Here is an 18,516-nt window from a genome sequence, read left to right on the forward strand (position 1 = left end):
CCCGCGACCGGGATCACGCCCGAGACGCTCTTGTTCATGCGCGGCGCGGGCCCGATCGGCTATCCGGGCGCGGCCGAGGTCGTCAACATGCGCCCGCCGGCGTATCTGATCACCGAGGGCGTCCATGCGCTGCCGTGCATCGGCGACGGGCGGCAGTCGGGGACGAGCGGCTCGCCGTCGATCCTCAACGCCAGCCCCGAGGCGGCGGCGATGGGTGGTCTTGCGCTGCTGAAGACCGGCGACCGGGTGCGGGTCGATCTGGGCAAGGGCACGGCCAACGTGCTGATCTCCGACGAGGAACTGGCCGAGCGGCGTGCGGCGCTGGAGGCGGCGGGCGGCTATGCCTATCCGGCCTCGCAGACGCCGTGGCAGGAGATCCAGCGCTCGGTCGTCGGGCAGATGAGCACCGGCGCGATCCTCGAGGGCGCAGAGAAGTACCAGCGCATCGCGCAGACCATGGGGCTGCCGCGCGACAACCATTGAGGCGTCATCCCGGCGGAAGCCGGGGCGCCGTCGGGCGAAGCTGGTAGGTCGCGCCTCGTTACGCCGGCCTTCCCAACTGGGCCCCGGCGTTCGCCGAAGTGGCGGGCGAGGGCGTTGTCCCTCGTACGCCGTTCGTGCGGAGCTTGTCGAAGCAAAGGTCCCGGACACGCCCTTCGACAAGCTCAGGGCGAACGGGGGTGGTGCGGGAGTGGGCTGGATCAGCGGGTCGGCGGATTTGCGGATTGGCTTCGCAGCCGTAGCCGCAGACTTACCAAGAAAAAGGGCGGCCCCGCGAGGCCGCCCTTTCCGTTCCACAACAACCCGTAACGCTTACCGCGGCGAAGCCTCACGCTTGCCATCGAGGCGGCGGGCGATGCCCCAGGGGTTGGCGTCCGACACCGCGTCCGGCAGCAGGCTGGCGGGCAGATTCTGGAGGCTGACCGGGCGAAGGAACCGATAGATCGCGCCGGTGCCGACCGACGTCGAACGGCCGTCGCTGGTCGCCGGGAACGGTCCGCCATGAACCATCGCCGGGGCGACCTCGACGCCGGTCGGCCAGCCGTTGACGAGGATGCGGCCGACGCGGTCGGCGAGCACCGGGATCAACCCCTTGGCCTCCGCCTCGTCCTCTGCGTCGATCTGGAGCGTGGCGGTCAGCTGGCCTTCGAGGCTGGCGATGACCTTCTTCAGCTCGTCGAAATCGCGGCAGGCGACGACGATCGACGACGAGCCGAACACCTCATGCCCGAGCGCGCGATCGGCGAGGAACGCCTCGGCGTCGGTGCGGAACAGCGCGCCGACCGCCTGGTTGACGCCCTCGCCGACCTTGCCGCGCGCGACCGTCGTCACGGCCGCGTGCGACGCGAGCGCCTCGACGCCCTTTTCGAAGCTGGCGTGGATGCCCGGCGTGAGCATCGTCGTCGGCGCACTCTCGGTCAGCGCCTGACCGGCCGCCGCGACGAACGCGTCGAGCGCCGGGCCGGCGATCGCGAGGACGAGGCCGGGGTTGGTGCAGAACTGGCCTGCGCCCATCGTCAGCGACTGGACATAGGCCGGCGCGAGCGCCGCGCCGCGCGCTTCGAGCGCATGCGGCATGATCACGACCGGGTTGATCGCCGACATTTCGGCATAGACCGGGATCGGCTCGTCACGCTCGGCCGCGATCTTCATCAGCGCCATACCGCCGCCGCGCGAGCCGGTGAAGCCGACCGCCTTGATGCGCGGATCGCGGACGATCGCGCCACCCAGCTCATTGGTTTCGCCGGGCAGATAGGAGAAGACGCCGGCCGGAAGCCCGGCCTTCTCGACCGCCTTGGCGATCGCGCGCGCGACCAGCTCACCGGTGCCGGGGTGCGCCGGATGACCCTTGACGACGACCGGGCAGCCCGCCGCCAGCGCCGAGGCGGTGTCGCCGCCCGCGACCGAGAAGGCGAGCGGGAAGTTCGACGCGCCGAACACCGCGACCGGGCCGAGCGCGACGTTCATGCGGCGCAGGTCGGGGCGCGGCAGCGGCTGACGGTCGGGCATCGCGGGATCAATCGTCGCGTCGAGCCAGTCGCCCTGGCGGACGACCTGCGCGAACAGCTTGAGCTGACCGACGGTGCGGCCGCGCTCGCCTTCGAGGCGCGCGCGCGGCAGGCCGCTTTCCTGCATCGCGCGAACGATCAGATCGTCACCAAGTGCAAGAATTTCCTCGGTAATCGATTCCAGGAACGCGGCGCGTGTCTCGGGATCGGTCGCGCTATAGGTCGGGAACGCCTCGGCGGCGAGCGCGGCGGCGGCGTCGACCGCGTCGGGGCCGGCGGAGGAAAAGTCCGGCGTCAGCGTTTCGCCGGTCGACGGATCGACCGAGGTGAACCGCTTGTCAGCCTGACGCGCCTCGGCGCCGATGAGCATCGCTCCGTCGATCATGATCGTCCTCGTGATGGGGATTAGTCGGACATTAGGTAGGCGGCGAGGGGCGGATTCGCAACCCTGCGGTGGCCGATCCGGCGTGGCCGGTGCCGTAGCCTGGTCAAAAATAGCAGCCCCGCAGCATAGGCGGGCACGCGGAGCGCGCGATCGGAGGTCGCCCGGTGCCGCGTCGTCGGTTTTGGGAGCATTGCTCCGCCAAACCCGTCATCCCCGCCGCGGCGGGGATGACGGTGGGTAGGTGACCCGCTTAAATGAAGCGGTTCACCAGATTTTCGATACGCTCCTGACGACCCGAGCGCGGGCGCGGGTTGACGTCGGCGCTCTCGGCCAGATCGGCGATCCCGGCGAGGTCGAGGCTCGACACCTTCCGGCCGAAGTCGGCATCCCAGCCGGCGTAACGTTCCTTCTTGATCGCATCGAGGCGACCGTCCTCGATCAGCGCGGCGGCGTTGAGCAGGCCCTTCGCCACGACGTCGATCCCGCCGACATGGCCGTAGAACAGGTCGACCGCGTCCATCGACTGACGGCGGACCTTGGCGTCGAAGTTGAAGCCGCCGGTGGTGAAGCCGCCCGCGCGGATGATCTCGATCATCGCCAGCGTCAGTTCCTCGACCGAGTTCGGGAATTGATCGGTGTCCCAGCCGTTCTGGTGATCGCCGCGGTTGGCGTCGATCGAGCCAAAGATGCCGAGCGCGCCGGCCATCGCGATCTCATGTTCGAAGGTGTGGCCGGCCAGCGTGGCGTGGTTCGCCTCGATGTTGACCTTGACCTCCTTTTCCAGCCCGTACTTCTTGAGGAAGCCGTACACAGTGGCGGTGTCGAAGTCGTACTGGTGCTTGGTCGGCTCATGCGGCTTCGGCTCGATCAGGATCGTGCCGTTGAAGCCGATCTTGTGCTTGTGCTCGACGACCAGCGTGAGGAAGCGGCCGAGATTGTCGAGTTCGCGCTTCAGGTCGGTGTTGGCGAGCGTCTCATACCCCTCGCGACCGCCCCACAGCACGTAGTTCTGGCCGCCGAGGCGGTGCGTCGCTTCGAGCGCGTCGCGGACCTGCATCGCGCCGAACGCATAGACTTCCGGGTCCGGATTGGTCGCGCCACCGGCGGCAAAGCGCGGGTTGCCGAACAGGTTCGCGGTGCCCCACAGCAGCTTGCGGCCCGACGAGGCCTGGAGCTTTTCGAGGTGGTCGACCGCCTCGCCGAAGAAGCGGCGATGCTCGGCGACGCTGTTGGCGTCGGCCATCACGTCGACGTCGTGGAAGCAGTAATAAGGCACGTCGAGCTTCGAGAAGAAGTCGAATGCGACCTCCCGCTTCATCGCCGAGGCCGCGCTGTCGTTCGCGCCGGCATGCCACGGGCGGTTGAAGGTGCCGCCGCCGAACACGTCCGAGCCCGGCCAGCAGAAGGTGTGCCAGAAGCAGGCGGCGAAGCGGAGGTGGTCCTCCATCCGCTTGCCGAGCACGACCCGGTCCTTGTCGTAGAAACGATAGGCGAGTTCGTTGGTGGTCTCCGGCCCCTCATATTTGATCTGGGGGATGTCGGCGAAGAAGTCGGTGGCCATTCGCTGGTTCCTTTACGGCTTGATGCGGGAATAGGCGGCGCGGAAGGCGGCGCGCTTGGGGGCGAGCCGGTCGACCAGCGTCGGGTCGGGGGTGATGACGTGGCTGATCGGCGGGGCGACGCAGACCTCGGCGGGGGTGCCGCCGTCGACGGCGAGCTGCGCCAGGCGGGCGGCGCCCATCGCGGGACCGACCTCGCCGCCCTTGAGATAGGCGAGTTCGACCTCCAGCGCGGCGGCGAGCGTCTCACCCCAATAACGCGAGCGCGCGCCGCCGCCGATCACCGAGAGGCGCTCGACGGTCGTGCCCGATTCGCGCAGCACGCGGACACCATCGGCGAGCGCGAAGGCGACGCCTTCGAGGACCGCCTGCGCCATCCGCTCGGGGGTGCTGTCATGGTCGAGCTGGAGGAAGCCGCCGCGCACCTGCGCGTCATTGTGCGGGGTGCGCTCGCCCGAAAGGTAGGGGAGGAACAGTTCGGGGCCGCTCGCCGGACCGGCGATCTCGGCGCGCGCGAAGACGTCGGCGGCACCGGCCGCGCCGATCAGCCGCGCGACCCAGTCGACGCAAACCGCCGCCGAGAGGTGCACCGCCATCTGGTGCCACATGTCCGGGATACAATGGCAGAACGCATGGACCGCCGCCGCCGGATTGGCACGCAGCGTGTCGGTCGCGACGAAGATCACGCCCGAGGTGCCGAGCGACAGCAGGGCGTCCCCGTCGCGTACGACGCCGATCCCGGCCGCGCCCGCGGCATTGTCGCCGCCACCGCCCGCGACGGGGACAGCGTCCATCCCCCAGCTGTCGGCGATTTCCTGACGGAGCGTGCCGGTGACGTCGCTGCCCTCGACCGCGCGCGGCATCTGGTCGCGGGTGAGGCCGGTCGCGGCGAGCAATTCGTCGCTCCAGTCGCGCTTCGCCACGTCGAGCCACAAGGTGCCGGCGGCGTCGGAGACGTCGGACGCCTTCTCGCCGGTCATGATGAGCCGGACATGGTCCTTGGGGAGCAGCACGGTGCGGATCGCGGCGAAGGTTTCGGGTTCGTGATGCTTGACCCACAGCAGCTTGGGGGCGGTGAAGCCGGGCATCGCGATGTTGGCGGCGATGTCGCGCAGCGCGGGGACGGCGCGTTCCAGTTCCTCGCACTCGGCGAACGAGCGGCCGTCGTTCCACAGGATCGCGGGGCGCAACGGGCGGTCATCGGCGCCGAGCAGGGTCGCGCCGTGCATCTGACCGGCGATGCCGACCCCGCGCACCGCGCGGCGCACGTCGGCGGGCAGCGCGCGGACGGCGGCGTCGGTCGCCTGCCACCAGGCGTCCGGGTCCTGCTCGGACCACAAGGGATGCGAGCGCTGGACGGTCAGCGCGGCGGTCGCCTGCGCGGCGATCGTACCGTCACGGTCGATCACCACCGCCTTCACGCCCGAGGTGCCGATGTCGATGCCGAGGAACATGGTCAGTCTTTCGTCTCTGCCGTCACCCCGGCGAAAGCCGGGGTCCCGTGGCGGGCCGGGCGTGCGATGCGAAAGCGTCCCCCGACTGGACCCCGAGCTGCGTCGGGGTGACCGGTGAGGGACGCCGGTGTCAGATCACTTCACGAACGGGTCGATCGTCTGGATCGTGCCGTCGGGATTGTACTTCAGCTCGGTCATCTTGACGTTGCGCAGGCGGGTCTGACCCGAGAGCTGCGTGTCGGCGTAGAACAGCCACCATTTGCCCTTCCACTCGACGATCGAATGGTGGGTCGTCCAGCCCTCGACCGGCTGGAGGATGCGGCCCTTGTAGGTGAACGGGCCGAAGGGTGAGTCGCCGATCGCATAGACGAGGTAATGCGTGTCGCCGGTCGAATAGCTGAAGTAGTATTTGCCCTTGTACTTGTGCATCCACGACGCCTCGAAGAAGCGACGGTCGTGGTCGCCGCCGAGCAGCGGCTTGCCCTTCTCGTCGAGGATCACGACGTCGCGGGGCTTGCCGGCGAAGGTCTTCATGTCGGCACCCATCGGCGCCACCTTCGGGGTCAGCGCGGGCTTGTCGTCGGCGCCGAGATCAGTCTTCGACCCGTTCGGGTCGTATTTGCCGGTGGTGTTGCGCTGAAGCTGCCCGCCCCAGATCCCGCCGAAGTACATGTAGCTCTTGCCGTCGTCGTCGGTGAACACCGCCGGGTCGATCGAGAAGCTGCCTGCGATTGGCTGCGGATCAGCCTTGAACGGGCCGACCGGCGACTTCGACGTGGCGACGCCGATGCGGAATGCGCCCTGCCGATCCTTGGCGGGGAAATACAGGTAGTAGGTGCCGTTCTTGTACGCGGCATCGGGGGCCCACATCTGCTTTTCGGCCCAGGGCACGTCCTTGACGTCGAGCGCGACCGGGTGTGCGGTGACCTTGCCGCCGGGCTCGTCCATGCTGAGCACGCGGTAATCGCGCATTTCGAAATGGCCGCCGAGATCGTCTTCCTTCGCAGAGCCGTCGATGTCGTGGCTTGGATAGACGTAGAGCTTGCCGTCGAAGACGTGCGCCGAAGGGTCGGCGGTATAGAAGTCGGTGACCAACGGCTGCGACAGATAGCGTCGGCCGTCCTTGGCGCGCGGCGCGCCGCTGGCGGCGGCGTTGGCGGTCGTGGCGTTGTCGGCGGTCGTCGTGCGATCACCGCACGCAGCAAGCGGCAGCGCGGCGAGCAGCGGCAGCAGATAGGCACGAATGGGGCGACGCATCGTCTCGGGCTCCTCTCAGGTCCAGTCGGCGGGTCTGCGCCCGCGCGTTGTGCGATGAGGTAGCGCTACCATCATTGGCACGCAACCGTTTTCGCATCACAGCCCCTCGCCACCCACCCAGTGCGCGTTGGCGAGCCTTCGCGCGAGCGTCCAATTCTGTTGGCGGATGTCGGGAACGGCGACAACTTCCCATAATCCGCCGTGCGTCATCGGGCCGATTGCGTAGAATTGTTCGGCGATGGTGCCGTCTTCAGCGACGACGCGCGATTGCGCATCGACCTCCAATCCGATGCGCAGCCTGTCGGGGCGGATCATGCCGCGTGCGAGCAGGTCGCGCAGCAGTGGCTCGCCCGAACGCAGCAGATCGCCCTGCGGCCCGGTGCAGTTGACGATCCGCGCCGCACGAATGCGGCGTGTCTCGGCCTCGCCGCGCGGCCGCCAGTCGAGCAGCGCCTGTGCGCCATCGCCGGTGGCGGCGACCAGCTTGCCCGCGACCACCTCCAGTCGGCCGCTCGCGACCAGCGCTTCGATCCGGTCGGCGATGGCGGGGGCGAGGCGGTGGCGATGCACGTCCCACCACGGGCGCAGGTGGCGGAGGAACCGCGCGCGGGTCGTCGCATCCGCCGCGCCCCACATCATCTGCGTGATCGGGCGCAGCGTATCGACCGCCGCGCGCCAGCCGATCGTGGCGCTGCGCATTCGCACATGGTGCAGCAACGCCGACAATTTCGCGGCGGGGCGCTCCGACAGGCCGGGCTGCGGCGGCGTGTCGGCGTGGCGGCGCGGGACCAGCCCGCGTCGCGACAGCGCGACGATCCGGCCGCGGAATCCGCTCGAGTCGAGCAGCAATGCGGCGTCGACGGCGGTCAGTCCGCTGCCGACCAGCACGACGGTATCGTCGTCGCGCAATCCTTCCGCAATGTCGCCCGCCCACGGATCGCCGCGATAGCAACCCGACGGCAGAGCATCGTGGTCGATCCCCGGTGGGGTGTGCGGCGGCAGGTTGCCGAGCGCGAGCACCATCGCATCCGCGGTCAGGATGCCGCCGCCTGCCAGCGTCGCCTGGTAGCCGTCCGCCACCGGGGCGATCGTCTGCACCTCGTCCTCGATCAGCGTCAGCCGGTGCGGGTGCGCCGCGACCGCCTGTTCCAGCATCTCGCGCAGGTAGCGGCCATAGACGCGGCGTGGCACAAAGGTGGTGCGGTCGCCCAGTCCGTTGTGCGTCAGCCAGCGGACGAAATGATCGGCGTCGTCGGGCAGCGCGCTCATGTTGCCGGCGCGAACGTTGAGCAGATGCTCCTCGTGCGCGGCGCTGTACGCGACCCCGCGTCCGAGCTGGGCCGGACGTCGCTCGATCAACGTCGCGCGCGGGCCGTCGTGACGCAGCAGGTTGATGGCGAGCAGCGCCCCCGAGAAGCCGCCGCCGACGATCGCGACATGGCGGATCATCACCGGGACGGCCCGCTCGTGCGATGGTTCGGTGCTATCATCCCGATCGACCCTGTGCCATGCCGCCCCGTATGACGACATTGCGCCTATCGAATGAACCGCGGGCACTCGGCAAGAGCGGGATCATGGTTTCACCGCTCGCCTGGGGCATGTGGCGGCTGGCAGGCGACGATGTCGCGGCGGTGCGCGGGCTGATCGACGCCGCGCTGGGGGCGGGGATCATCTTGTTCGACACCGCCGACATCTATGGCTGCGACACGCCGGCCGGGTTTGGATCGGCGGAGGCGCTGTTCGGGCGCGCGCTGGCCGAGGATCGTACGCTTCGCGACCGGATGGTGATCGCGACCAAGGGCGGAATCCGCCCCGGCATCCCCTACAATTCCGGCCGCGCCTATCTGACCGAGGCGCTCGATGATTCGCTGCGGCGGATGGGGGTGGAGACGGTCGAACTCTATCAGATCCACCGCCGCGACCTGCTGACCCACCCGCAGGAGGTCGCCGGCGCGCTCGACGCCATGGTGGCGAGCGGCAAGGTACGCGCGATCGGCGTGTCGAACCATGCGCCTGCCGAGCTCGACGCATTGCAGTCGTTCCTCGGCCAGCCGATCGCCGCGACGCAGCCGGAGTTCTCCGCCTTGCACGTCGCGCCGCTGTTCGACGGGACGCTCGACCATGCGATGACGCACGACCTTGCCGTGCTGGCCTGGTCGCCGCTCGGCGGCGGGCGATTGACCGACGTGGCGCATCCGGCGGGCGCGTTGCTCGCCGAACAGGGCGCGGCCTATGGTGTCGACGCGGCGACCGCGGCGCTGGCATGGGTGATGGCGCATCCCGCGCGGATCATCCCGATCGTCGGGTCGCAAAGCGCCGGACGGATCGCGGCAGCGGCCGGGGCGTACCGGGTCGAATGGACCCGCGCGCGATGGTATGCAGTGCTTCAGGCGGGAATGGGATGCAGCTTGCCCTAGCTTGCTTCACAGGTTGTTATCGCTAACAGGGACGGCGTAACGCCGCAGGCGGCAGGATCGGAGAGGATGGCGGACGTGTTGATGACGCAGGCGATGCGCTGGTTCGGGCCGCGCGATCCGGTGCCGCTGGCGCATATTCGTCAGGCCGGCGCGACCGACGTCGTCACTGCGCTCCACCACATCCCCAATGGCGACGTCTGGCCACGCGAGGAAATCGCCGCGCAGCGCGCGATGATCGAGCGCGCCGGGCTGGGCTGGACCACGGTGGAGAGCGTGCCGGTCCACGAGGCGATCAAGACCGCCGGACCCGACCGCGAGCGGCTGATCGACCAGTATATTATTACCCTGCGCCATCTGGCGGCGGAGGGGATCACGACCGTCACCTACAATTTCATGCCGCTGCTCGACTGGACGCGCACCGATCTGGCCTGGGAGCTGCCGGACGGTGCGCGTGCGCTGCGGTTCGAGCTGGATGCCGTCGCGGCCTATGACCTGCACTTGCTGAAGCGCTCCGGTGCCGAGGCGGATTATGCCCCCGACACGATCGAGCGCGCCGCGCGGCGCTTCGCGGCGATGGACGACGACGCGAGGCTGCGGCTGGAGCGGACGATCATCGCCGGGCTGCCGGGGAGCGAGGAGAGCTTCACCTCCGCGCAATTCCTCGATGCGATCCATGGCTATGCCGATACCGGCGCGGACGAGCTGCGCGCCAACCACCATGCGTTCATGGCGGCGATCTGCCCCGTCGCCGAGGAACTGGGCATCCGCATGGTCGTCCACCCCGATGATCCGCCGTTTCCGATCTTCGGCCTGCCGCGCGTCGTCAGCACCGAGGCGGACGTAACCGCGTTGTTCGAGGCGGTGCCGAGCGCTGCGAACGGCTTGTGCTTCTGCACCGGCTCGTTCGGGGTGCGCGCCGATAATGATCTGCCCGGGATGGTGCGGCGGCTGGGCGAGCGAATCGGCTTCCTGCATCTGCGCAGCGTGCAGCGCGAACCCGATGGCGCGTTCCACGAGGCGGCGCATCTCGAGGGCAGCGGCGACCTGACCGCGGTGATGGCCGAGGTGGTGGCGCTGCAACGCCGCGAGGGACGCTCGATCGTGATGCGCCCCGATCACGGGCATCAGATGCTCGACGACCTGACCAAGGTGACGAACCCCGGTTATTCACTGCTCGGGCGGATGCGCGGGCTCGCCGAGCTGCGCGGGCTGGAGCGCGGCTTGACGTTTATGGGAGCGAACTGACGATGACACGACCGCTCGAACTGCACCCCGACCGACTGTTTCCCGCCGACCCGACGACCCGCGATATCGCGCGGACGCTTTACGCCGAGATCGGCGCGCTGCCGATCGTCAGCCCGCACGGCCACACCGATCCGACGTGGTTCGCGACCGATGCCAAGTGGGACAATGCGACGACGCTGCTGCTCGCACCCGACCATTATGTATTCCGGATGCTCTATTCGCAGGGGATCGCGCTCGACGATCTGCGCATCCCGCATCGCGGCGGCGTGCCTGCCACCGATCCGCGCGCTGCGTGGAAGTTGTTCGCGTCGCATTACGATCTGTTCCGCGGGACGCCGTCGCGGTTGTGGCTCGATCACGTCTTTGCCGAGGTGTTCGGGTTCGACATGCGGCTCGATGCCGATACCGCCGACACCTACTTCGACACGATCAACGCGCGACTGGCGGGCGACGACTTCCGCCCGCGCGCCTTGTTCGACCGGTTCCGTATCGACTTCCTCGCCACCACCGAGGGCGCGCACGACAGCCTCGACGCGCATCACGCGATCCGCGCCTCGGGATGGGGCGGGCGCGTCGTCACCACCTATCGACCCGATGGCGTGATCGACGTCGAGCATGAGCAATTCAAAGGCGCGTTGGAGACGTTCGCGGCGCTGACCGGCGAGGACGTGCATAGCTGGTCGGGCTATCTGGCGGCGCACCGCAAGCGTCGCGCCGACTTCCGCGCCGCCGGGGCGACCGCGACCGACCACGGGCATGCCACCGCGCAGACCGCCAACCTGTCGACTGCCGAATGCGAGGCGCTGTTCGCGAAGATCGTCGGGGGTACATGGGACACCGCCGATGCCGAGCTGTTCCGCGCGCAGATGCTGACCGAGATGGCGAAGATGAGCGTCGAGGACGGGATGGTGATGCAGATCCACCCCGGCTCGTATCGCAACCACAATGCCGGGCTGTTCGCCAGCCACGGGCGCGACAAGGGCGCCGACATTCCGGTCCGCACCGAATATACGCGCGCGCTGCAACCGATGCTCGACGTGGTCGGCAACGAGCGCGACCTGACGATCATCCTCTTCACGCTCGACGAGAGCGTCTATGCGCGCGAGCTGGCGCCGATGGCGGGCCATTATCCGTGCCTCAAGCTGGGGCCTGCGTGGTGGTTCCACGATTCGCCCGAGGGGATGCGCCGCTATCGCGAGCTGACCACCGAGACCGCCGGCTTCTACAATACGGTCGGCTTCAATGACGACACGCGCGCCTTCCTGTCGATCCCGGCGCGGCATGATGTCGCGCGACGCGTCGACTGCGCGTTCCTCGCGCGGCTGGTCGCCGAGCATCGCATCGAGGACTGGGAGGCGGTCGAGCTGGCGCATGAGCTGACCGATGGTCTGGTGCGCAAGGCGTACAAGCTGTGAGGCTGGCCGACGCCACCCGCGCCGCGCTGCCCGATGATGTTGCGCAGCCCGGCTATGCGCGGGGCGAACAGGCGCGTGGGATCGTGCATCTGGGCATCGGTGCGTTCCACCGCGCGCATCAGGCGGTCTATACCGACGATGCGATGGCGGCGGGGGATCGTGACTGGGCGATCACCGGCGTGTCGCTGCGCTCGCGACAGGTTCATGAGCAACTCGCGCCGCAGGACGGGCTCTACACGGTGGCGACGCGCGATGCGGACGGCGAGCGGCTGCGGCTGATCGGGGCGGTGCGCGAGGTGCTGGTCGCGCCGGATGCGCCGGACGCGGTGGCGGCGGCGCTGGCCGCGCCTGCGACGCGCATCGTGACGCTGACCGTCACGGAGAAAGGCTATCACCGGCTGCCCGGCGGCGGGATCGACACCGCGTCGGTCGCGGCGGCGGGTGGCACAATCTACCATTACCTCTCGCAGGCGGTGCGGGAGCGGCACGCGGCGGGTGCAGGGCCGATGACCCTGGTCAGTTGCGACAACATGACCGACAACGGCCATGTGCTCCGCGACGGCGTGGCGGCGTTGCTCGACGGCGCGGCGCGCGACTGGTTCGAGCGTGACTGGGCGTGCCCGTCGACAATGGTCGACCGGATCGTGCCCGCGACGACCGCCGCCGATCTCGACGGGATCGAAGCGCGGCTTGGGGTGCGCGACGAGGGCGGGGTGGTCACCGAGCCGTTCCGGCAATGGGTGATCGAGGATCGCTTCGCGACCGATCGCCCGCGCTGGGACGTCGGTGGCGCGCAGTTCGTCGCCGACGTGCGGCCCTATGAGACCGCCAAACTGCGGATGCTCAACGGCGCCCATTCGGCGCTCGCCTATCTCGGGCTCGGGGCGGGGCATGAGTTCGTGCATCAGGCGATCGCCGATCCGGCGGTGCGCCCGGTCGTCGAGCGGCTGATGCGTGACGAGGCTGCCGCAAGCCTCGATGCGGCCCCAGGGCAGGATCTGCGCGCTTATGCCGATGCGCTGCTCGCGCGCTTCGCCAATCCATCGCTGGCGCACCGGCTGGCGCAGATCGCCACCGACGGGTCGCAGAAGGTCGGCCCGCGCTGGCTGGAGGCGCTGACGATCACCCGTGCGCGCGGGGTCGAGCGGACCGCGACGCTGACCGCGCTGGCCGCGTGGCTGCGGCATCTGCGTGGGCAGGCGGGGCCGATCAACGATCCGATGGCCGACGAACTGGCGGCATTGTGGCGTGCGAACGATGCGCGCGGGATGGTCGATGCGCTGTTCGGCGCGGGCGGCAAGTTCGCCGGGCGCTGGCAAGCCGACGATGCCGAGCGCGAGATACTGGTCGATCTGGTGGAGCGGGGTTGATGGGCAAGTTCCTGGCGTTCGGCGAGATCATGCTCCGGCTTTCGCCACCCGGGCGCGAGCTGTTGATGCAGACGCCGCGCTTCGACGTGTGGGTGGCGGGCGCGGAGGCGAATGTCGTCACGCAGCTCGCCAAGCTCGGCCACGATGTCGGCATCGTCAGCCGCGTGCCCGACAATGATCTGGGGCAGAGTGCGATCACCACCTTGCGCGGGCATGGTGTGGACGTGCGGCACCTCCAGACCGGCGGCGAGCGAATGGGGCTGTATTTCGTCACCTCGGGCGCGGGGATGCGCGCCACCGAGGTGATCTACGACCGTGCCGGATCGTCGTTTGCCGAGGCGCCGATGAGCGCGTGGGACTGGGACGCGATCCTTGATGGGGTGACGCGGCTGCATCTGTCGGGGATCACCCCGGCGCTGGGGCCGGTGCCCGCCGAGAGCGCGATCGCCGCGGCCGAGGCGGCGAGCGCGCGCGGCGTTGCGGTGTCGTTCGATGGCAATTGGCGCGGCAAGTTGTGGGCCCGCTGGGAGAGCGATCCGCGCGGCATTCTGACGCGGATCGTCGAACATGCCGATCTGATGTTCGGCAACCACCGCGACATCGCGCTGCTGCTCGGGCGTGACGATTTCGGCGGGGATGGCGAGGATCGGCGGCGCGCGGCCGCGGAAGCGGCGTTCGCGCGGTTCCCAAAGCTGATGACGATCGCCTCGACCGCGCGGCACGTCGAGCATGTTGACCTCAACCGTCTGTCGGCGCGGATCGATACGCGCGACGACCATGCGCAGACCCCCGAGACGGTGCTGGCGGGAATCGTCGACCGGATCGGCGGTGGGGACGCGTTCGCGGCCGGGGTGCTCCACGCGTTGCTCAACGAACAGGGGATTGCGGCGGCGGCGGAGACCGGGCTGGCGCTGGCGGCGCTGAAGCATTCGCTGCCGGGTGATGCGGCGCTGTTCCGGCAGGGGGATGTCGATGCGTTTCTTGCCGGTGGGCTGGACGTGCGTCGGTAGGATTGGCGGGGCCAGGCCGAAACTGATCCGGAACCCCGCTTCTTCTTCTTCTTCTTCGCGCGTCAGGGGAAGCGAGGCCCCGGATCAAGTCCGGGGCGACGGAGGTGAAGGGGCGAACTACTACCCCACACGCCGTCGCCCCTGCGCACGCAGGGGCCTATTGCTGTGTCGTCGCGCGTGACGCCGGACACATGACGCGCGCTGGCCGTGTCAGAGGGTCGGTCAAGACGAGACAGACATGGGCCCCTGCCTGCGCAGGGGCGACGGTGTTGTCGAGGCGGGCTACCGCCCGATCATCGCCTCGGCGCGGCCGACCTCGTGCGCGGCGACCTGCTGCGTTACGCGCAGAAACAGCCGTTGCGCCTGCCGCCATGCGTTCGTCTCGCGCGCGACATGGCGGTCACGGTGACCGGCGATCAGCCGGCTGCCCCAGCTTTCGACCGCCGCATTGATCTGACCCGCGTCACCCTGTGGCGAGATCACGATCGATGGAAAGGGTAAAGGCGCGGTCGGCGAGGCGAACAGGTCGGTGTCGCCGTCGCGCGTCACGTCCGCGCCGCGCGGGGCGAACAGCAAGGCACCGGCGATCTTCGAGACGTAATCGCTGGGCGAGAGTCGGCCCCACCACGCGCTCGCCGCGCAGCCGATCCCGTCCGCGACCAGCAGCACCGGCCGATCCGCCGCGCACACCGCCTGATCGAGTCGCGCCGCCCAGATCTTGCGCTCGGCGCGCGAGCGGGCCGCCAGCGGGATCGTGCGCGGATCGTTGCCCGGCCAGCCGAACATCGTCCGCCACGTCGGCTCCCCCTGCCGCGCGTCCGAGATCGCGACGATCGAGAAAGGGGCGAAGCGGTCGTTGGCGGCGATGGCGAACATGGCTTTGGCTCCCGGGTGGCGCGGACCGATGTCGTGGCTGAAGGTAGTGATGGTACGCGAGTCGGACGGGATGGGGAGTCTAGTTGGCCTATCGTGCGGTGAGCTTTGGGTTTGTCGGGGTGAGGTGAGGGGGCTCGCCGTCATCGCGAGCGTAGCGCAGCAATCCAGGGCATCCAGGTCCGGCACTGGATTGCTTCGCACTGCTCGCAATGACGGAAAAAGGGCGCCTTCCGGTCTGGAAGACGCCCTTTTCTTGGTCGGGGAAACGACGTGGCGAAGCCACGTCGTCGGTCCTCACCTGCGGCGAAGCCGGCCGACAGCGCGTGTGGCGCGGCGCACCACCGGCTGCCGGCACGGCAGCCTCACGCGCTGTAGTACATATCGAACTCGACCGGGCTCGGGGTCATTTCCCAACGCGCCACATCAGCCCACTTCAGTTCGACATAAGCTTCGATCTGGTCCTTGGTGAACACGTCGCCCTTGAGCAGGAAGTCGTGGTCGGCCAGCAGCGACTCGAGCGCTTCACGCAGCGAGGCGCAGACCGTCGGCACTTCCGCCAGCTCGGCCGGCGGCAGGTCGTACAGGTTCTTGTCCATCGCTTCGCCGGGATGGATCTTGTTCTGGATGCCGTCCAGACCCGCCATCAGCAGCGCCGCATAAGCGAGGTACGGATTGGCCATCGCGTCGGGGAAGCGGACCTCGACGCGCTTGCTCTTCGGGCCGGTGCCGTACGGGATGCGGCACGAGGCCGAGCGGTTGCGCGCCGAATAGGCGAGCAGCACCGGCGCTTCGTAACCCGGCACCAGCCGCTTGTAGCTGTTGGTGGTTGGGTTGGTGAAGGCGTTGATCGCCTTGGCGTGCTTGATGATCCCGCCGATGAAATACAGGCAGGTGTCGCTCAGCCCGGCATAGCCATTGCCCGCGAACAAAGGCTCCTTGCCGTTCCAGATCGAGAAGTGCGTGTGCATCCCCGAGCCGTTATCTTCCTTGATCGGCTTCGGCATGAACGTCGCCGACTTGCCGTAAGCGTGCGCGACCTGGTGCACGACATACTTGTAGATCTGCATGCGGTCGGCGGTGGTGGTCAGCGTGCCGAAGGTCAGGCCCAGCTCGTGCTGCGCGGCGGCGACCTCGTGGTGGTGCTTGTCACACGGCAGGCCCATCTCGATCATCGTCGAGACCATCTCGCCGCGGATGTCGACCGCCGAGTCGACCGGCGCAACCGGGAAATAACCGCCCTTGGCGCGCGGACGATGCGCCATGTTGCCGCCCTCATATTCGCGACCGGTGTTGGTCGGCAGCTCGATGTCGTCGAGCTTGAAGTACGACTGGTTGTACGACGTGTCGAAACGGACGTCGTCGAACATGAAGAATTCGGCTTCCGGCCCGACATAGACGGTGTCACCGATCCCGGTGGTGGCGACATAGGCCTCGGCGCGCTTCGCGGTGGTGCGCGGGTCGCGGCTATAGCCTTCGCCCGTCGACGGCTCGACGATGTCGCAGAACACGATCAGCATCGGGGTGGCCGAGAACGGATCGGTGTAGACCGCGTCCAGATCCGGCTTCAGGATCATGTCCGACTCGTTGATCGCCTTCCAGCCCTCGATCGAGCTGCCGTCGAACATCAGGCCGTCGGTCCATTCGTCCTCGCCCATCACCGAGGCGACCATGGTCAGATGCTGCCACTTGCCCTTGGGATCGGTGAAACGCAGATCGATCCACTCGATCTCTTCGTCCTTGATCTTCTTCAGAACGTCTGCGGCCGTGTTCGCCATGGTGTTGCTCTCTCTCGCATTAGCGTCGCCCCGACTGCTGTCGAGTGGGACGCGGTAAGTGGCACGCTCCGATGACAACGGAGCGAATGAAGGGGATCAGATCGCCTCGTTATCGCGCTCGCCGGTGCGGATGCGCAGCGCGGTCTCGACCGGGATCACGAAGATCTTGCCGTCGCCGATCCGGCCGGTCTGCGCGGCGGCGGCGATCGCCTCGACCACGCGCTCGGTCAGCCCGTCCTCGACGACCACCTCCAGCTTCACCTTGGGCAGAAAGTCGACGACATATTCGGCGCCGCGATACAGCTCGGTATGGCCCTTCTGCCGTCCGAAACCCTTCGCCTCGGTGACGGTGATGCCGGACACGCCGATTTCGTGCAGCGCCTCCTTCACCTCGTCCAGCTTGAACGGCTTGATGATCGCTTCGATCTTCTTCACGCGACGAACGCCCCACCCCGGAAAACTTGGATGCCCCAGCAGCATCGTTGCATCGATTGTGCCAGCCGCAACGCTCAGGGGCAAGGCGACGACTCGCGCAAATCCGGGCTTTTCGCTGCTCTAAAAACAGGCATCGGCGGTTATGCTGCCGCTTTCTCGGGCAGGTGCCATTTCTTAACTCCGTCACGTCTATGCGACGGTAATGCGAACCTCACGCGGATACCTGATCGGCGCCGTCTCGGCATTGTCGTTGTCGCTGGCGGGCTGCGGCGGCGCAGGAAGCGACGGGGGAAGCACTGCGGCACCGGCCAGCGGCGCGGTGCAGGTGGTGCCGGCGCCTGGCCCGACGCCATCGCCCACGCCGGTACCGACACCCACGCCAAGCCCGGCACCGACTCCCACCCCGCCGCCACCCGCCCTGACCCCCAGCGGCAGCTGGGCGGCCAACGCTGCCGCACTGTTCAGTGCGCAGCCGGATGTCGCCAATTGCAAGCCCGGCACGCTGCTGCAAAGCGTTCGCGATGACGTGCTGGCGCGGCTGAACGCGATCCGAGCACTCCACCGGTTGCCGGCGGTCACCTATTCGCGTGCCGACGACGAGCAGGCGACACAGGCGGCGTTGATGATGGCCGCCAACGGGCAACTGAGTCACACGCCTGCCGCGACGTGGAAATGCTACACCACGCTCGGCGCGAACGGTGCGGGGACCAGCAATCTGTATGGCGGGCTGATCTCGCCATATCTCGCTTATTACACGGAGGATATGTACCTCGGCGGGTGGCTGAGCGAGACATCGAACCTCGTCGCCAATAATGTCGGACACCGCCGCTGGATGCTCGATCCGTTCCTCGGCAAGATTTCGTATGGGCGCGTCGCGCAGGTGCTGGCGGATGGCACCCGGACCGATGCGGCGGCGATGAAGGTGGTGTCGTTCACCGACGGCGTAACCGTGCCCGCCAATCTACCGCCGTTCGTCGCCTATCCCTATGGAGACTATCCGGCGCGTTACTTCGACACGTCGTCGCTACTGTCGTTCACGGTCATTGCCGACACGGCGCAGCGTGGGGGTGCGAACGCGACGGTCGATTTCTCGAAGGCGACGATCGCGGTCAGCGACGGGGCCACGACCTTGACGGTGTCGAACGTCAGCTTCGACAATGTCGGCTATGCGGTGCCCAACAACCTGCAATTCCAGGTTGCAGGATTGAAGGCGGGGGTGAGCTATTCGGTGAAGATCACCGGAGTCGGCGTGCGCGGGACGCCGACCGATTACAGCTACACGTTCCGGATCGTGGCCTGACGAAGGGCG

The 18,516-nt window shown here is 68.2% G+C and carries 15 protein-coding genes; 7 read left to right on the forward strand and 8 right to left on the reverse strand.

What is annotated here, in order from left to right; genetic code table 11:
- Window positions 1-483, forward strand: a 483-nt coding sequence (locus ACI2JO_RS14555; RefSeq protein WP_404721363.1) for a dihydroxy-acid dehydratase, incomplete at its 5' end; no start/stop codon positions are given.
- A 330-nt stretch (window positions 484-813) separates the two neighbouring features.
- Here ACI2JO_RS14555 and ACI2JO_RS14560 read toward each other — a convergent pair.
- The 5 genes from ACI2JO_RS14560 to ACI2JO_RS14580 form a co-directional block, all read right to left on the reverse strand.
- Window positions 814-2,394: an aldehyde dehydrogenase (NADP(+)) gene (locus ACI2JO_RS14560; RefSeq protein ID WP_404721364.1), complete on the reverse strand. Its 1,581-nt coding sequence runs from the start codon at window positions 2,392-2,394 to the stop codon at window positions 814-816.
- Window positions 2,395-2,644: 250 nt separating this feature from the next.
- Window positions 2,645-3,955, reverse strand: coding sequence for a xylose isomerase (gene xylA / locus ACI2JO_RS14565; RefSeq protein WP_404721365.1), 1,311 nt, complete (start codon window positions 3,953-3,955; stop codon window positions 2,645-2,647).
- A gap of 12 nt (window positions 3,956-3,967) precedes the next feature.
- The gene (gene xylB / locus ACI2JO_RS14570) at window positions 3,968-5,407 is read right to left on the reverse strand and encodes a xylulokinase (RefSeq protein ID WP_404721366.1); all 1,440 of its coding nucleotides are present in this window, start codon (window positions 5,405-5,407) and stop codon (window positions 3,968-3,970) included.
- A 135-nt stretch (window positions 5,408-5,542) separates the two neighbouring features.
- Window positions 5,543-6,664: a glycoside hydrolase family 43 protein gene (locus ACI2JO_RS14575; protein ID WP_404721367.1), complete on the reverse strand. Its 1,122-nt coding sequence runs from the start codon at window positions 6,662-6,664 to the stop codon at window positions 5,543-5,545.
- A gap of 96 nt (window positions 6,665-6,760) precedes the next feature.
- Window positions 6,761-8,113 (reverse strand): FAD/NAD(P)-binding protein, encoded by a 1,353-nt coding sequence (locus ACI2JO_RS14580; protein WP_404721549.1) that lies wholly within the window; start codon window positions 8,111-8,113, stop codon window positions 6,761-6,763.
- A 71-nt stretch (window positions 8,114-8,184) separates the two neighbouring features.
- On the opposite strand from ACI2JO_RS14580, the gene ACI2JO_RS14585 reads away from it, so the two are divergent.
- The 5 genes from ACI2JO_RS14585 to ACI2JO_RS14605 all read left to right on the forward strand — a co-directional run bounded on the left by ACI2JO_RS14585 (window position 8,185) and on the right by ACI2JO_RS14605 (window position 14,121).
- Window positions 8,185-9,081, forward strand: coding sequence for an aldo/keto reductase family oxidoreductase (locus ACI2JO_RS14585; RefSeq protein WP_404721368.1), 897 nt, complete (start codon window positions 8,185-8,187; stop codon window positions 9,079-9,081).
- Window positions 9,082-9,147: 66 nt separating this feature from the next.
- The gene (gene uxuA / locus ACI2JO_RS14590; protein WP_404721369.1) at window positions 9,148-10,326 is read left to right on the forward strand and encodes a mannonate dehydratase; all 1,179 of its coding nucleotides are present in this window, start codon (window positions 9,148-9,150) and stop codon (window positions 10,324-10,326) included.
- Window positions 10,327-10,328: 2 nt separating this feature from the next.
- Window positions 10,329-11,741: a glucuronate isomerase gene (uxaC, locus tag ACI2JO_RS14595; protein ID WP_404721370.1), complete on the forward strand. Its 1,413-nt coding sequence runs from the start codon at window positions 10,329-10,331 to the stop codon at window positions 11,739-11,741.
- On the forward strand, window positions 11,738-13,111 hold the full coding sequence (locus ACI2JO_RS14600; RefSeq protein WP_404721371.1) for a mannitol dehydrogenase family protein: 1,374 nt from the start codon (window positions 11,738-11,740) through the stop codon (window positions 13,109-13,111). The genes uxaC and ACI2JO_RS14600 overlap by 4 nt, the downstream gene beginning before the upstream one ends.
- A complete protein-coding gene (locus ACI2JO_RS14605; RefSeq protein ID WP_404721372.1) occupies window positions 13,111-14,121 on the forward strand; it encodes a sugar kinase in 1,011 nt (336 codons plus the stop codon). Before ACI2JO_RS14600 ends, ACI2JO_RS14605 begins: the two co-directional genes overlap by 1 nt.
- Before the next feature lie 282 nt (window positions 14,122-14,403).
- Here ACI2JO_RS14605 and ACI2JO_RS14610 read toward each other — a convergent pair whose 3' ends face one another.
- The 3 genes from ACI2JO_RS14610 to ACI2JO_RS14620 form a co-directional block, all read right to left on the reverse strand.
- Window positions 14,404-14,997, reverse strand: a complete 594-nt coding sequence (locus ACI2JO_RS14610; protein WP_404721373.1) for an alpha/beta hydrolase — start codon at window positions 14,995-14,997, stop codon at window positions 14,404-14,406.
- Window positions 14,998-15,359: 362 nt separating this feature from the next.
- Entirely contained in the window at window positions 15,360-16,772 is a 1,413-nt protein-coding gene (gene glnA, locus ACI2JO_RS14615; RefSeq protein WP_404721374.1) for a type I glutamate--ammonia ligase, read from the reverse strand.
- Window positions 16,773-16,868: 96 nt separating this feature from the next.
- Entirely contained in the window at window positions 16,869-17,207 is a 339-nt protein-coding gene (locus ACI2JO_RS14620; RefSeq protein ID WP_028056880.1) for a P-II family nitrogen regulator, read from the reverse strand.
- A gap of 202 nt (window positions 17,208-17,409) precedes the next feature.
- Here ACI2JO_RS14620 and ACI2JO_RS14625 point away from each other — a divergent pair, with 202 nt between their 5' ends.
- Window positions 17,410-18,507: a CAP domain-containing protein gene (locus ACI2JO_RS14625; protein WP_404721375.1), complete on the forward strand. Its 1,098-nt coding sequence runs from the start codon at window positions 17,410-17,412 to the stop codon at window positions 18,505-18,507.
- The last annotated feature ends 9 nt before the right edge of the window (window positions 18,508-18,516 follow it).

Source organism: Sphingomonas sp. NPDC079357, from assembly GCF_044901155.1.
In the GTDB taxonomy this organism is placed as follows: domain Bacteria; phylum Pseudomonadota; class Alphaproteobacteria; order Sphingomonadales; family Sphingomonadaceae; genus Sphingomonas.

What these genes read in the sequence shown, in the direction of transcription:
- ACI2JO_RS14560 (WP_404721364.1), bottom strand. Translation starts at nt 2,394, where the DNA reads ATGATCGACGGAGCGATGCTCATCGGCGCCGAGGCGCGTCAGGCTGAC.
- xylA (WP_404721365.1), bottom strand. Translation starts at nt 3,955, where the DNA reads ATGGCCACCGACTTCTTCGCCGACATCCCCCAGATCAAATATGAGGGG.
- xylB (WP_404721366.1), bottom strand. Translation starts at nt 5,407, where the DNA reads ATGTTCCTCGGCATCGACATCGGCACCTCGGGCGTGAAGGCGGTGGTG.
- ACI2JO_RS14575 (WP_404721367.1), bottom strand. Translation starts at nt 6,664, where the DNA reads ATGCGTCGCCCCATTCGTGCCTATCTGCTGCCGCTGCTCGCCGCGCTG.
- ACI2JO_RS14580 (WP_404721549.1), bottom strand. Translation starts at nt 8,113, where the DNA reads ATGATCCGCCATGTCGCGATCGTCGGCGGCGGCTTCTCGGGGGCGCTG.
- ACI2JO_RS14585 (WP_404721368.1), top strand. Translation starts at nt 8,185, where the DNA reads ATGACGACATTGCGCCTATCGAATGAACCGCGGGCACTCGGCAAGAGC.
- uxuA (WP_404721369.1), top strand. Translation starts at nt 9,148, where the DNA reads ATGGCGGACGTGTTGATGACGCAGGCGATGCGCTGGTTCGGGCCGCGC.
- uxaC (WP_404721370.1), top strand. Translation starts at nt 10,329, where the DNA reads ATGACACGACCGCTCGAACTGCACCCCGACCGACTGTTTCCCGCCGAC.
- ACI2JO_RS14605 (WP_404721372.1), top strand. Translation starts at nt 13,111, where the DNA reads ATGGGCAAGTTCCTGGCGTTCGGCGAGATCATGCTCCGGCTTTCGCCA.
- ACI2JO_RS14610 (WP_404721373.1), bottom strand. Translation starts at nt 14,997, where the DNA reads ATGTTCGCCATCGCCGCCAACGACCGCTTCGCCCCTTTCTCGATCGTC.
- glnA (WP_404721374.1), bottom strand. Translation starts at nt 16,772, where the DNA reads ATGGCGAACACGGCCGCAGACGTTCTGAAGAAGATCAAGGACGAAGAG.
- ACI2JO_RS14625 (WP_404721375.1), top strand. Translation starts at nt 17,410, where the DNA reads ATGCGAACCTCACGCGGATACCTGATCGGCGCCGTCTCGGCATTGTCG.